The sequence below is a fragment of the Dehalobacter restrictus DSM 9455 genome (assembly GCF_000512895.1).
Classification (GTDB): Bacteria; Bacillota; Desulfitobacteriia; order Desulfitobacteriales; family Syntrophobotulaceae; genus Dehalobacter; species Dehalobacter restrictus.
On the sequence record NZ_CP007033.1, the window covers coordinates 920,685 to 934,864 of the forward strand.

Here is a 14,180-nt window from a genome sequence, read left to right on the forward strand (position 1 = left end):
CTCCATATAAACTCCGTATAAACAAGGTAATTGACAAAGTCATTACATCCATAATAGAATGTCGGTAAGCTTCCAAGACTGGCGGACATATGGGTTGAACCATAAGGGATTGGAAGAGTTCAAACGTCGACCGCCTGGGCAGTATAAATATTGTCCAGGTTTTTTTATTTTCTGAGTCACCCTCATAAAATTCAGAACCTGGCAAATCAGGAGGATTAAAATGATGAATAATACAGGATGGGAAAACTTCAAAGGCGGCAGATGGCAGCAGGAAATTGATGTTAGGGACTTCATACAAGCAAATTACCAGCCTTATGAAGGTGATGAAACTTTTTTAACGGAGATAACGAATCGGACGCAGCATATCCTAGAGAAACTTTCAAGGCTGCAAAAGCTTGAGAAGGAATTCGGCGGCGTGCTGGATATCGATACCTCAACGGTTTCTTCATTGCTAAGCTATGCGCCGGGCTTTCTGGACAAGGAAAAGGAACTCATCGTTGGCATTCAGACCAACAGGCCGTTAAAAAGAGGAGTCAATCCTTTTGGCGGGATCAATATGGCCAGGAAAGCCTGCAAGGCTTATGGCTATACCATGGATGAGAAAATCGAAAGAGAGTTCTTTTACAAGACGACGCACAATGACGGCGTTTTCCGTGTTTACACCGATGAAATGAAGGAAGCCCGCAGGAGCGGAGTCATTACCGGATTGCCGGATGCCTATGGACGGGGAAGGATCATCGGGGACTACAGGCGTGTAGCACTATATGGCGTTGACAGGCTGATTGCAGGGAAAAAAGAAGATAAGCGCAAAAAAGGTCAGTTACTGATGGACATGGAGAATATCAAAGTAAGCGAGGAATTGTACAAGCAGATCGATTTTTTAGAAAAGCTGAAAAAGATGGCGGAGCTTTATGGTTTCGATATATCCCAACCAGCCGCAGATTTTAAAGAGGCGGTTCAGTGGTTATATTTTGGCTATCTTGGCGCGATTAAGGAGCAGAATGGCGCCGCCATGTCCCTGGGAAGGGTCAGCACATTTCTGGATATCTATGCTCAGCGGGATATTGATCAGCAAAGATTGACCGAACAGCAGGTCCAGGAGATCATAGACGATTTCATCATTAAACTGAGAATGGCCCGGCATCTTCGGACACCAGAATACAACGAGCTTTTTGCCGGGGATCCCATGTGGATCACAGAGGCTATCGGAGGTATGGGCGAGGACGGAAGGACGCTGGTTACTAAAATGTCCTACCGTTTCTTGCATACGCTATATAATCTGGGACTGGCACCCGAGCCTAACCTAACTGTGCTGTGGTCCGCGGTGCTGCCGGAGGCTTTTAAACGTTATTGCGCCAAGGTGTCTATCGATACCGACTCTATTCAGTATGAGAACGACGATGTAATGCGTCCTTTATATGGGGACGACTATGGGATCGCCTGTTGCGTATCGGCGATGAAGATAGGCAAGCAAATGCAGTATTTCGGAGCACGCTGCAACTTGCCAAAGATGTTGCTTATGGCTTTAAACGGCGGAAGGGATGAAATCACCGGCAAACAGGTCGGGCCTGTATCCGAAGGGGTTAAGGACAGTTTGCTGGAATACGAGGATGTCATGAAGCGGTTCGCTTTTTATCAGGGATGGCTCGCCAGGCTGTATGTCAATACCATGAATGTCATCCATTATATGCATGACCAGTATGCCTACGAAAAGCTGCAGATGGCATTGCATGACACGGATGTCGAACGCTTTATGGCTTTCGGAATCGCCGGACTTTCCGTGGTTGCGGATTCTTTGAGTGCGATCAGGTATGCCAAAGTCCGGGCAGCCAGAAACGAAAAGGGCCTGATCCAGGACTTTGAAATAGATGGAGAATACCCGCGGTTTGGCAATGATGACGACCGTGTGGACTCGATTGCTGCAGAGCTAACAGAGGATTTTATCGGGGAACTGAGAAAGACGCCTGCTTACAGGAACGCCGTACACACCCTTTCGGTGCTGACAATTACCTCCAATGTGGTCTACGGCAAAAAGACAGGTGCAACCCCGGACGGAAGGAAAAAGGGCGAAGCTTTTGCTCCCGGTGCTAATCCGATGCACAACAGAGAGGCAAACGGGGCGCTTGCATCATTGAATTCTGTTTCAAAGCTTCCGTATGAAGCCTGCCGGGACGGGATATCCTGTACTTTTTCCATAACTCCTTCCACCATCGGCAAGAACCCTGAGGAACAGAAGAGCAACCTGGTAGCGGTCCTAGACGGCTATTTTGATATGAAGGCCCATCACATCAATATTAACGTTTTGAACCGTGAACAACTGATTGATGCTATGGAGCATCCGGAACACTATCCCAACCTGACGATACGCGTATCGGGTTATGCAGTCAACTTCAACAAGCTAAGCCGTCAGCAGCAGCAGGAGGTCATCAGTAGGACCTACCATGAAAGGCTGTGAGGCAGTAAGCAGATGAGCGGTAAAGCGGAAGAGATAGGAAAGACGGGAAGGATACACTCCATTGAGACCCTTGGAGGAGCGGATGGACCTGGATTGAGAATGGTTATTTTCATGCAGGGATGTCCATTACGCTGTATCTATTGCCATAATCCCGATACTTGGGACAGGAATGGGGGGAGGGAGTTCACTGCGGGAGCTTTGGTGCAAAAAGCGATGCGTTACCGCACTTACTTTGGCCGGGAAGGCGGTGTCACGCTTTCCGGCGGAGAGCCGCTTATGCAGCCCCTTTTTGCGGCAGAACTGTTTAAACAGCTTAAAAAGGCCGGTATCAACACGGCTCTGGATACTGCCGGTACGACACCGTCGGAGGAGGTAGCCGAGGTGCTGGCAAATACCGACACGGTCCTGCTGGATATCAAAATGCCGGATCAAGAGCGGTATGATCAATATATCGGAGGCAGTCTAAGTACGACAATGAATTTTCTGCAGGCAGCTTCGGCGGCAGGCTGTCGGATATGGATACGGCACGTGGTGATACCGGGCATTAACGACAAGAAAGATGATATCGGCAGCCTGTGTAGCCTTATTCATGATAGCGGAGTAGCTGTGGAACGAATGGAACTGCTACCTTATCACAGGATGGGTATTGAAAAATATAAGCTGCTGGGACTGTCATACCGGCTGGCCGATGTTCAGGAACTCGAAGAAGGAAGACTTGCCGAGTTGCTGAAGTATTGCTCCAAAGAGCTGCCGGAAACTGCTCCGGGCTATTAAAAAATGAAAACGTTAAACGGAGCTCTTCTAATATCCGAATAGTTTAATGCCTTAATGGATATCCTAAGCTTGCATATAATATAAAGGGGATTGCAGTAATGCCAATTTTTTTGTTGCATCCGTTCTATGCTGCGACTTTTATTTTACTCTTAATCGTTATTGTGCCAAAAAAAGATATTCAGCGATTGTCCTTGTTTGGTGTTGTCTTAGGCGGGATGATGGATTCTATTGTCCACGCTTTTGGATATTTTACCGGACTATTTTCTTGGACGAATTTTGGCCCTTTTGGCTTCATTGGTGTTCATCTTTTTGCCAATATTGCCTGGACAGCATTTTTCATTATTTATCTTTATTATTTACCAAGACAAAGGCCGTTTTATTATATTTCTATAGCAGCAGGAGTCTTTGCTTCGATCTTATACTATAATTTATTGCTTGATATAGGGATTTTCAAGGCTTCCAGCAGATTAATTCTGCCGCTGATCGGTTTTACGGTCTGGTTTTTTGTTGCCACCTGGGCATTTTTAAAATGGAGCCATTTTGTCGAGGATAAAAGCAGAGAGAAAATGTATCCCTACTAAGCATTGCGATTAAGCAATGCTTGCGGCTTTTTCATATTAATAATTCATTTTGCAGAGAGTGGGTGATTGGCCTTGGAAAATACCCATAATTTTTTTATCCCCAAAACCAATCTGATCGGCGTTGGGGCAATTAAGGATCTTCCTAATCAATTATTGTCTTGGAAACTAAGTAAAGTGTTAATCGTCACGGATAAGAATATGATCAAACTTGGGTATGTTGAAAATATTGAAAAAATACTAAAGAGTCTATTTATTTCCTATGATATTTTTGACGGGATTTTACACCCCAATCCGACAGTATCTTTTGTCGAGGACGGATTAAGATATTTTAAGCAGGGCTGGAATGTCTTTAAACGAGACTATAAATTAATTATATCCATCGGCGGCGGTACAAATCATGATTGTGCAAAAGCAATTGCTGCAGTTGCTGTAAATGGTGGCTCGATCATAGACTATGAAGGATATAACAAAATAACCAAACCGATGATCCCTCTTATTACAATCAACACAACGGCTGGTTCTGCAGCAGAAGTAACACATACTGCAATCGTCACGGATAATACAAGAAAGGTAAAAATGGTAATTACTTCAGCTTTATTGACACCGTTTATATCCGTAAACGATCCAATTTTTATGACCACGATGCCGAAGGAAGTAACATCCAGTTCTGGAATAGATGTTGTCTCGCATGCGATAGAAGCGTTTGTTTCGACAGAGGCGTTTCCGATTACAGATGCTTTGGCTTTGGATGCACTGAGGTTGTCATTTGAGTACTTACCGAGAGCCTATGAGAACGGCAATGATTTGGAAGCCAGAGAAAAAATGATGTATGCCAATATTATGGCAGGGCTTGCCTTTAATAGCGCAGGTCTAGGCTATGTGCATGCAATGGCGCATCAGCTGGGCGGTTTTTATAATGGTGCTCATGGATTCAATAATGCTGCGCTGCTGCCTCATGTTTTTAGATTCAATTCCACGGCGATACCGGAACATCGGATTTTGAAATTATGCGAAGCTATGGGGACTGTTACACATCATAAGGAGCAAGCGATAAATATTATTATCGAATCGATTAAGAATCTGTCTTCTGTAATTGGTATTCCCGGAAAGCTATCTATGATGGGTCTTGAGGAAGGTGATATTGAAGAACTGGCAAATAATGTGATGCAAGACATTTGCACGTTAACGAACCCCAGGCAGGGATCGGTTGAAGATATCATCGATATCTACCAAGCTGCATTATAAAAGCAGAGTAGGAACTCTACTCTGCTGAGTTTTGAAGATTTTGACAATCTTCTTGTACAATATCACGACGCGCGTATGACAGACCCAATACTATCCGCCTCTTATAGAATCAAGGTCTCTTAAGCTTCTTTGGTCTTGTCTAAACCAAACTGCTCTGCGTATTTGTTGTATAAGATTAGATCAAATCTGCCATTTTTTTCAGCAGCAGGTTTGACATCGATCAGAAACTGAAGCTTCTGTTTTTTCGATAAATAACTAAAATCATACCAAGTATATGGTTTCAAATTATTTTACCTCCTGAAATTCTACATCTAAAACGTTGGCTGCTAACACTGAATCTAATAAATCTGTTGCTTTCTCTTTAGTCATACATCTTACTTGCATCAGTTCACTGATAAATATATTACGGGCACCCTCCAACATTTTGGAATCTTCTTTTCCCAATTTACCAAGGAGGTTTTTCCGCGTTAAATCACGGATTATTTCTGTCCCTTTGAAAATATCGCCGCTTCTCATCTTTTTCGTATTTAAATCAGTGCAGTATTTCTGGTTTTTATAAAGCAGGGGATCGGTAATTCCCTCATTAAAATTTTCCAGAATTTCCTCAAAGATAGAGGATTCAACCAGCTTCCGGATGCCAAAGCTTTCAGCTTTATCCTGGGGAATCATCATCTGCATCCTGGTTTGGGGGACATTGACAATATAGTAAATTCTTTTTTTCCCCAAGATTTCTTTTTCTTCAATAGCTTCAATAGTTCCGACTCCATGCATAGGATAGACAATCTGATCACCAACTTGGAACATATATTCACCTCCCTGAGTCAGTAGCTTATTAAGCATATCATAGAAAATGATATATAGCAAATCAATTATTTTATCATTTATAAAAATGTATGTCAATGATTAATGTCAATGAATTAATGGTTAATAAATTAATAAGCTTCATTTGTAAAATAAAGCCATAATTAATAGCCATAAACATTTTTTATAAAATGGTAAAAGGTTGGGCTGCTTATGGAATAAAAGACCCGAAATAAAAAAGCCTCCCTAGTGTGTGTACTAGGAAGGCTTCTTTCAAATACTTACCAATTATTACGTGTGCGTGGTTGATAACAATCACGACAATAAACCGGTTTGTCACCTGAGGGTTGGAAAGGGACTTGAGTTTCTTTTCCACAAGTAGCACAGACGGCTGGGAACATTTCTCGTTGCGGACGACCGTATTGGTTGTTGGATCTACCCTGTGCCTTTCTCGCAGAGCGGCATTCCGGACATCTGCCAGGTTCATTGGTAAATCCCTTTTCTGCGTAGAATTCTTGTTCGGAAACGGAGAAGGAAAACTCATTTCCACAGTCCTTACAGGTTAAAACTTTGTCTTCAAACATAAAAAAACCTCCAAAATATATTACCCGCTTTATGGGAAGAATTCATAGCTTCCCAGAGCTTTAGGCAATGGAGAGGTTATTAGTAAATCCACAAAATGAACGAGCTGCTTAAGTATAACTGCAATGAAAGTATATGTCAAAGGAATATTTCAAATATATAGCAAATTTGGTGGAGTTTTTTTGATTCTAGTAATAACTCAGTTTTAATATATCCTTGAACAAATATTCCATGCCTTTGACTGGGCTGGGTATTTTGACATCTGCTGCTTGTAATAGAGCCAGTATAAACGCTAACACAAAAAAGACCGAAAAGACGGCAAGTTCCCGCCAATGCTTATTTCTGACAAGAGCAGGGATTTCAAATAATCCTATGGCCACAAAAGCTATCGTTAATAAAAAAATCACGGCCATTTCCTTTCCTGTTATTTTGGCAACTTTCGTATTTTTGCTATTAGTAATGTTATTACAGGCGAAAATTCAAACGTAAGGGTGAAAAAAGGCCCTGTCCCAGTTGCAAAACTAACGTTTTGTGCCAGATAAGTAAATGACAGAATAGATAAACTAACAATGATACTTCCAATCGGAAGTACCAGTGGCCTATAGGAACGTAAATTAAATAATCGGGCTATCCCTAATACAGAGCCATAATACATGACGCTTACTTTGATGAACATTGCAATTAATAATAAAGTAATAACAAGCATTTCCAGCCTGGTTATGATCTCTGCCAGGTCTATCAGGCGCACTGATTCGATCGAAGGAGAAACCATAATCGTCGATGTTACTCCCAGCACAGCTGTATTGCGAACCGTATCAATTAATATGCTGCCCCCTCCGATGATTAATCCTAAAATAACGGATTTTTTTGCTTCTACTCCCTTGTTCACATAGGGCATTACCATGAGAAACACCACGATTTCACTAAAGGGAAGGGTCAGCATGACATGTGTACCCTGAATAAAATCCTTCAGGGAAAGATCAAAAAATGGCAGGAAATTGGTTAGTTGCATGTCTTTCAGCAGTAGAAAAAAAGTGATTAGGATTACAAATATGATGATCATGACAAATATAACACTGGTCCGGGCAAGGACCTCTATTCCGTTGCGAACTGTCCAGGCGCAGATGCAAGCAAATAGAATACAAATTGCATACTTAGGAGTTTCCGGCATCATGTAATACTTTATGATTTCGCCGACATAGGTTAACATAAAACCTGCAACAGAGCAAAAGAACCAAATATATAAGGCGGAAACCAGTTTGCCTAAATAGGGACCATAGACAATACGATTGATTTGTACCAGGTCCTTGCCGGGAAATTTCCTCGCTAAGGCAATATAAACCATCGCAAGGGGGATACTTGCAGCCAATCCGGATAAAACAACCAGCCAAGTATACTGTTTGGTAATTATATTCGTAATTGCAACTACCATAACAGAACCCTGGACATATCCTGCAACTAAAAACATCAATTGTGAACTTGATATGATTCCTCTTTCAAGTCTCATGAATTACTCCTTGGCAGGTACGGCAGGAGCGCTGATATTGCCTGTACTGCGCAGCGTGGTATCGATATTTAACGCTACTTCAATGTCCGGAAAGACCTCGTCCCATTTCATCTTTAGTTTCTTCCACTTGGAGGGGTATTTCCAATAGATTGAATCACCAAAACCGAAGATATCTGAATTGAGATCCCTGGCCGTTTTTAAAGCAGCTATGATTTCCTTTCTGATTTCTGCAGATAGTTCTTTTTCCAGAGAGGCAACATGGACTGGTGATGTTATGTCTTCTGAACCACTTTGGCTATTGATAATCCCTTCCGCTTTGATATCCAGCTTTATCAGAATCGTGTCATCTTGGATGACGGGTGTCATTTTACTCTTCGCACGCATAATCTCCAGGCTCACTGTACCATCACCGCTAGGGACAGCAACATCAATCATTCCGCCTTTTACTTTGTTGATAACCCATAATAGTCCGCGCGTTTCACGTTTATTCAGTTCGCCAACCAATTTATCATGCTTAAAAACTGCTGTTCCAAAGACTTCCACTGTTTTTTCATTTCCGTCACCGGTCACTCTAATCAAGGGTGCGATAGGAGCAGTGGTCTTACTCATTAAACGACGAATAAAATCGATTAATCTAACTGTTGGCGATTCAGACGTTACATTTTGCGTTTCAACTAATTTGGCAATGTTAATTGCCGGCAGTTTCTCCAATCCAGGCGAAACATCAAGTACCTCACTTGCCCGGTCTTCGGAGACCGCAATCAGAACATTAAAGCGAGTCTCATTATCCCGTATAAACGTATCAATATATTTTTGTATTCCTTCTTCAGCCAATTTCCTCTCGATTATCAAAACCTGATTATGTGGGAAATACAACTTGTGGCTGGATTCATGACTAAAATCTCTGATAATTTCAGAGGCAACATATCCCGTTCTTTTTATGTTCCAGTAAGCATTTGTCCCGTTCCCGCCGCTCCCACTACTCTTATTTTTAGCAGAAGCAGATTTTAGTTCACCTGGTTTTACCACTTGTGTCGTCAATTGTATTTCTCCGGGTTTCTCGGCTTTATCTAAACCTACGCCAACCACGAACGATAAAGAATTTAACTCATGACGGCTCCAGCATCCGCTTATAGGTAGAATTAACATGAAGCATACCATGGTTTTTATAATGAAACCCATACGATTTTTCATCAATTGCCTCTTGTTTTCAATGTTATTCAAGCCGGTCTAGCTCTTGTCTTCTTCTGACGGACGGCTGGGTTTTAATCTGAACTCCTGGCGTTCAGGGTCATGCCAGCCTATCGTCCTAGGGCGGGTAAACATTGCCCAAATAGGCGCCCTGATGAATGTATCTTTCAAGTCTTGCGTACTGAGAGGAGCGAAAGGTGATAAATAGGGGGTGCCAAAAGATCTTAAGGAAGCCAGGTGAATAAATGTCCCCATTAATCCAAGTGCAATCCCAAACCCTCCCATTGCCCCGGCTAAGAGAACAAGAATTAATCGTAGGATACTACCGGAATCTGTTTGGGAAGGAACCACAAAACTGCAAATTGCTGTCAAAGCTATCACGATAACCATAGGTTCTCCGATTATTCCGGCGCCTACAGCAGCCTCGCCAATAACCAAAGCCCCCACAATACTGACCGCTTGACCAATAGGACGGGGCAAGCGAACCCCGGCCTCCCTGAGAATTTCAAATGTTGTTCCCATAATGAGTGCTTCTGCCATCGCAGGAAAAGGGACGCCCTCCTCGGATGCAGCCATGGTAAAAAGTAAGGAAGTAGGAATCAATTCTTGGTGAAAAGTTGTTAAAGCAACATAGATTGCCGGAGCTGTAATGCTAATCAGAAAAGCTAAAAGCCTGAGGAGTCTAACCACGCTTGCAAAATAAGGCCGGGAATAGTAATCTTCAGCGCTTTGAAAACTTTCAATAAAGACCATTGGAACGGTAAGCACAAAGGGAGTCCCGTCAACAAAAATGGCCGCCCTTCCTTCCAAGATTTTTGCTGCAACAAGATCCGGTTTTTCACTGTTAGCAACTGTGGAGAAAATAGAAAAAGGAGCATCCTCAATGAACTGTTCGATATACCCTGATTCCAGAATTGCATCTGTCTTAATTCTATTAAGACGCCGTTGAATTTCTTTGATGAGCTGTGGATGAACGAGATCTTTTAAATAGGCAACACAAACAATAGTCTTGGTTCGTTCACCTATTTTCATTGTTTCCAGAGTTAAATTAGGGTTTTTTATTTTACGACGCAACAGGGTTGTATTGGTAAGCAAATTCTCGGTAAAGCCTTCCCTCGGACCCCGGACAACGGATTCTGTTTTGGGTTCGTCCACACCACGGGTTTCCCAACCTTCGGTGCCAATGACTAAAGCTTCTTTTGAGCCATCAATCAGTAGAATTGTTTTTCCGGACAAACAGCCATCTACGACTTCATCGATCTTAGAAGCTTTTTGAACCATTCCCACTGTAAGCAGCGTTGTCTGAATAATACTCATATTATTCAGTAATGATGTTTCTTGTCTGGAGCTTAACCGGATGTCGTACATCAATGGTTTTATAATACTTTCGTTAATTATGGCTGTATCCGTCATCCCGGATAAGAAGACGATCGCACCACGCGTAAGTCCCTGATCACCAAAGTTAAATTCACGCATGTTAACATCATAGCTCTTTCCGAACATACCTTTTAAAGCGGTAAGGTTTTTGTTCAGATTGTCGAAAAGGTTAGATTGAGAATTCTCTGAATGATTGGCGTTAGCGCCGTTATGATTTGCTAACTGCCAAAAACGCAGTTTAGAATGAATGGAGCGGAACATACTGCTTTCATCCTTCCACTTTGAACCTAACCTTACGTAGTATCTCCCGTTAGGAATGAAGTTATTTATGAATACTGTTTTGGATTCAAAAATTGGCTGAGCACGTAAGATTTGCGAACTGGAATATGGGATGTGATGACGGCGATATGTGTTATCTCTGCTTGTAACTGATATTACAATGTGTTAGCATTGACGTAACGGATATGACAAAGGGAGCTAGGGCGATGGAGATCGCTCTTTTTAATGAGAAAAGAAAATGAGCAATAACAATAAGATCCGGGAAAAGAAGATCTTGGGCATAGAGAAGAACATCTTTTTCGTAGGCCTGACAAGTTTTCTAACGGATACGACGACGAAAATGATTTATTCTGTAATGCCGTTATTTTTAATGTCCTTGGGAGCAACTAAAACGGAGCTCTCTTTGATTGAAGGGATTGCGGAGAGTACGGCATCCGTGCTTAAAGCGTTATCCGGATGGTGGAGTGACAAGATCAGAAAAAATAAGCCATTCATGGTCATAGGGTATGCTTTCACGGCAGTTCTTTCACCCATGTTTTCGATGGTAACCTCGCCGCTGCAGGTTCTGCTTATCAGGTTTACCGAGCGGGTTGGCAAGGGCATCCGGACGGCGCCAAGAGACAGCCTGATCGCCGCGTCCTCTGAAGACGGCAGCAAAGGCAAAAACTTTGGCTTTCATAAAGCGATGGATAACAGCGGGGCGATCGTTGGGCCGCTTCTGGCAGCAGGAATCCTGCTGTTGTTTCCAAATGATTACCGGCTGATATTTCTTATAGCAGCCATCCCAGGTTTGCTGGGACTGATAAACATTATATGCTTTGTGAAGGAAGCAAAATCGGAGAAGATGGAACCGCTTGGGAAAATTACATTGAAGGACTTCCCGAAAAAGTACTATGCCTTTCTTGGAATCATCTTTATCTTTACGATGGGAAATTCAACCGATGCGCTTCTTTTGGTCAAAGCCAGTGATATTGGGATCAAAGACTCCTTGATTCCGATGATCTATTTGATCTTTTACGCAGTGTCAGCGCTCTTCTCCGTACCAGCCGGCATGCTGTCAGATAAAATCGGCAGAGAAAGACTGATTATTTTTGGCTATCTGCTGTATTCAATCCTATATTTCGGGTTTGGCAGAACAAACAGCGGAACCGTAGTGGTATTGCTTTTTGCGTTGTACGGACTTTACAGCGCAGCCACTGACGGCGTACAGAAGGCATTGGTGTCTGATTTGATTGACAAAGACAAACGGGGAACAGGACTGGGCATATATAACAGCCTTGTGGGTATTACGCTTCTTCCGGCCAGTGTCATAGCAGGTTTGCTTTATGATCATGTCAATTACAGCGTGCCATTTTACTATGGCTCTGTGATGGCTCTGATTGCTGCGCTGTTCATGATTATCTTTTATCGGAAAGGGTTAAGGCATCTTGAAAACTGATGTTTAGTTCTAACTTAAGCGGAGAAAGTTAAATATAACAGAACAACATTCAGCGAGACAATAAGACTTACGATTACCACACCGGCAGCATTGGTGATTTTACGGTTTGTCATTTCACCCATAATGTCCCGGCGTTTGGTGATCAGAAGCAGCGGAATGACCGCTGCCGGCAGCGCAAAGCTTAAGGTAACCTGGCTCATAATCAGCATCTTCATCGGGTTAAAGCCAAGCCACAGGAGAATGATGGCCGGAATCATAGTAATTGCCCGCCGGATATTGACCGGAATATCCAGACCGATGAACCCTTTCAGCATACATTCTCCGGCCATAGCGCCAACGGTGGATGAGGAAAGGCCTGAAGCAAGCAGCGCCAGGCCAAAAGCACCGCTGGATAAACTGCCAAGTAGCGGCGCCAGGGACTTGTGTGCCTGTTCAATGGAATCGACGGGACCCTGGTTAAAAAAAACGGCTGCAGCGATAATAACCATTGCAGCGTTGACCAGAAACGCGATGTTCATAGCAAAGGCGATATCCAAGCATTCCATTCGGAAATGCTTTTTTGCTTCGGCCAAATCATCGGAAGTACGTCTTGCTTTCATCAAGTCCGAATGGAGATAAATGACGTGCGGCATAACGGTCGCGCCCAACATGCCGACGGCAACCAGAATGCTTTCGGGACCTAGGCTAGGAACCAAGGTGTGCAAAGCGACCGCGTGCCAATCCGGTTTAGCCAAGAACAGCTCGAGACAATACGAGGCCCCGATGACGGCCACCAGACTGATGATAATTCTTTCAACCATATGCTGGCCGAAACGCCGCAAATAAACAATGACGAAGGTCAGACATACGGTTATCAGACCTGCTGCCACGAGCGGTATGCCGAAAAGTAGGTACAGGCCAAGCGTCGAGCCCAGGAACTCTGCCATATACGTTGCGATGACGGCAAACAGCATGATGATCCAAAGTAAAAGATTTACCGGCCTGGAGAAAACACGTCCGCACTGCGTAGCCAGATCAACACCGGTAACAATGCCGAGCTTCGCCGACAGTGTTTGCAAGAAAATCGCCATCAGGTTGCTCCATAAGACAACCCAAACAAGATTGTAATTGAAATTGGAACCTGCGCTGATGTTGGTGGCAAAATTGCCGGGGTCAATATAGGCGACACTCACGATGAAGGCCGGACCCAGGTATCTCAGTGTGTCTTTGATCTTTTCCAGCCAGGTATTTTTAGGCAAAGGTAATGTTAATGAAGTTTGAACAAGGTTGATTTCTTTGCTCATTGTTATAACCCTCCGCTTATTTCTAATGAACTGTCATATGAGGCAAGAAAATGATATAGGTATAGAACGAAGCAGTACACATAGATGTGAATCTACTGTGATACGGCTGAATAATTCTTTCTTAAATAGCGATAAGCATTTAGGTGGATGCTAACAAATATCAGTAACTTCAGGTGAAGCGAGAGGAGTGGGGAAGATGCTTTCACCGAGCCTGGAAGATTATTTGGAGGAAATTTATCGCTTTTCGCTGTCACTTGATGAAGTTCGAGTCACGGATATAAGTAATAGGCTTCAGGTCGCTTTGCCTTCCGTAACGAAAGCTCTCTACAGACTGCGAGACTCTGACTATATAAAGTACGAACCGTATGGCGAAATCAAGCTTACGGATAAAGGAAAAGAGTATGGGTTTTACCTGGTTGCCAGGAATCAGCTGCTGCAGGAATTTCTTTCGCTGATATGTAGCAAATGCAATATTGCTGCTGAGGCTGAAGCGATGGAACACTACCTTTCAATTGCATCGATTGATGCGATAAAAACGCTGGTGGAGTTCATGAAAAGCAATACGTCCTGGAAACAGGATTTTGACGACTTTGTTCTGCGTCATACAAGGGAGAAATAACTGTAGGTATTCTCTGGAGGTTAGCCGAAGCTAACTTTAACGAGTGAT

At 43.2% G+C, this 14,180-nt stretch carries 14 protein-coding genes and 1 riboswitch; of the genes, 6 read left to right on the top strand and 8 right to left on the bottom strand.

Features of this window, described 5'->3' with window-relative positions; translation table 11 throughout:
• Positions 1 to 64 precede the first annotated feature (64 nt).
• Positions 65 to 147: riboswitch (ZMP/ZTP riboswitch) on the top strand.
• 73 nt (positions 148 to 220) lie between these two features.
• The 4 genes from pflB to DEHRE_RS04435 all read left to right on the top strand — a co-directional run bounded on the left by pflB (position 221) and on the right by DEHRE_RS04435 (position 5,055).
• Positions 221 to 2,455 (top strand): formate C-acetyltransferase, encoded by a 2,235-nt coding sequence (gene pflB / locus DEHRE_RS04420; RefSeq protein ID WP_019225457.1) that lies wholly within the window; start codon positions 221 to 223, stop codon positions 2,453 to 2,455.
• A 12-nt stretch (positions 2,456 to 2,467) separates the two neighbouring features.
• The gene (gene pflA / locus DEHRE_RS04425; protein ID WP_019225458.1) at positions 2,468 to 3,229 is read left to right on the top strand and encodes a pyruvate formate-lyase-activating protein; all 762 of its coding nucleotides are present in this window, start codon (positions 2,468 to 2,470) and stop codon (positions 3,227 to 3,229) included.
• A gap of 98 nt (positions 3,230 to 3,327) precedes the next feature.
• Entirely contained in the window at positions 3,328 to 3,810 is a 483-nt protein-coding gene (locus DEHRE_RS04430; RefSeq protein WP_019225459.1) for a hypothetical protein, read from the top strand.
• A gap of 66 nt (positions 3,811 to 3,876) precedes the next feature.
• Positions 3,877 to 5,055, top strand: a complete 1,179-nt coding sequence (locus DEHRE_RS04435; RefSeq protein WP_019225460.1) for an iron-containing alcohol dehydrogenase — start codon at positions 3,877 to 3,879, stop codon at positions 5,053 to 5,055.
• 119 nt (positions 5,056 to 5,174) lie between these two features.
• Here DEHRE_RS04435 and DEHRE_RS14975 read toward each other — a convergent pair whose 3' ends face one another.
• The 7 genes from DEHRE_RS14975 to DEHRE_RS04465 all read right to left on the bottom strand — a co-directional run bounded on the left by DEHRE_RS14975 (position 5,175) and on the right by DEHRE_RS04465 (position 10,774).
• Entirely contained in the window at positions 5,175 to 5,339 is a 165-nt protein-coding gene (locus DEHRE_RS14975; RefSeq protein WP_019225461.1) for a hypothetical protein, read from the bottom strand.
• 1 nt (position 5,340) lies between these two features.
• The gene (locus DEHRE_RS04440; RefSeq protein WP_019225462.1) at positions 5,341 to 5,859 is read right to left on the bottom strand and encodes a CarD family transcriptional regulator; all 519 of its coding nucleotides are present in this window, start codon (positions 5,857 to 5,859) and stop codon (positions 5,341 to 5,343) included.
• A 278-nt stretch (positions 5,860 to 6,137) separates the two neighbouring features.
• Positions 6,138 to 6,440, bottom strand: coding sequence for a zinc-ribbon domain containing protein (locus DEHRE_RS04445; protein ID WP_026071844.1), 303 nt, complete (start codon positions 6,438 to 6,440; stop codon positions 6,138 to 6,140).
• A gap of 186 nt (positions 6,441 to 6,626) precedes the next feature.
• Positions 6,627 to 6,851: a hypothetical protein gene (locus tag DEHRE_RS04450; protein ID WP_019225464.1), complete on the bottom strand. Its 225-nt coding sequence runs from the start codon at positions 6,849 to 6,851 to the stop codon at positions 6,627 to 6,629.
• A gap of 11 nt (positions 6,852 to 6,862) precedes the next feature.
• A complete protein-coding gene (locus DEHRE_RS04455; protein ID WP_019225465.1) occupies positions 6,863 to 7,945 on the bottom strand; it encodes a GerAB/ArcD/ProY family transporter in 1,083 nt (360 codons plus the stop codon).
• Between the two features lie 3 nt (positions 7,946 to 7,948).
• Complete coding sequence (locus DEHRE_RS04460) at positions 7,949 to 9,139, bottom strand: Ger(x)C family spore germination protein (RefSeq protein ID WP_019225466.1); 1,191 nt, start codon at positions 9,137 to 9,139, stop codon at positions 7,949 to 7,951.
• Between the two features lie 36 nt (positions 9,140 to 9,175).
• The gene (locus DEHRE_RS04465) at positions 9,176 to 10,774 is read right to left on the bottom strand and encodes a spore germination protein (RefSeq protein WP_019225467.1); all 1,599 of its coding nucleotides are present in this window, start codon (positions 10,772 to 10,774) and stop codon (positions 9,176 to 9,178) included.
• A gap of 256 nt (positions 10,775 to 11,030) precedes the next feature.
• Here DEHRE_RS04465 and DEHRE_RS04470 point away from each other — a divergent pair, with 256 nt between their 5' ends.
• On the top strand, positions 11,031 to 12,230 hold the full coding sequence (locus tag DEHRE_RS04470; protein ID WP_019225468.1) for an MFS transporter: 1,200 nt from the start codon (positions 11,031 to 11,033) through the stop codon (positions 12,228 to 12,230).
• A 14-nt stretch (positions 12,231 to 12,244) separates the two neighbouring features.
• Here DEHRE_RS04470 and DEHRE_RS04475 read toward each other — a convergent pair whose 3' ends face one another.
• Positions 12,245 to 13,513: an Nramp family divalent metal transporter gene (locus DEHRE_RS04475; protein WP_019225469.1), complete on the bottom strand. Its 1,269-nt coding sequence runs from the start codon at positions 13,511 to 13,513 to the stop codon at positions 12,245 to 12,247.
• Positions 13,514 to 13,709: 196 nt separating this feature from the next.
• Between DEHRE_RS04475 and DEHRE_RS04480 the strand changes: the two genes are divergently transcribed.
• Positions 13,710 to 14,132, top strand: coding sequence for a metal-dependent transcriptional regulator (locus tag DEHRE_RS04480; protein WP_015044310.1), 423 nt, complete (start codon positions 13,710 to 13,712; stop codon positions 14,130 to 14,132).
• The last annotated feature ends 48 nt before the right edge of the window (positions 14,133 to 14,180 follow it).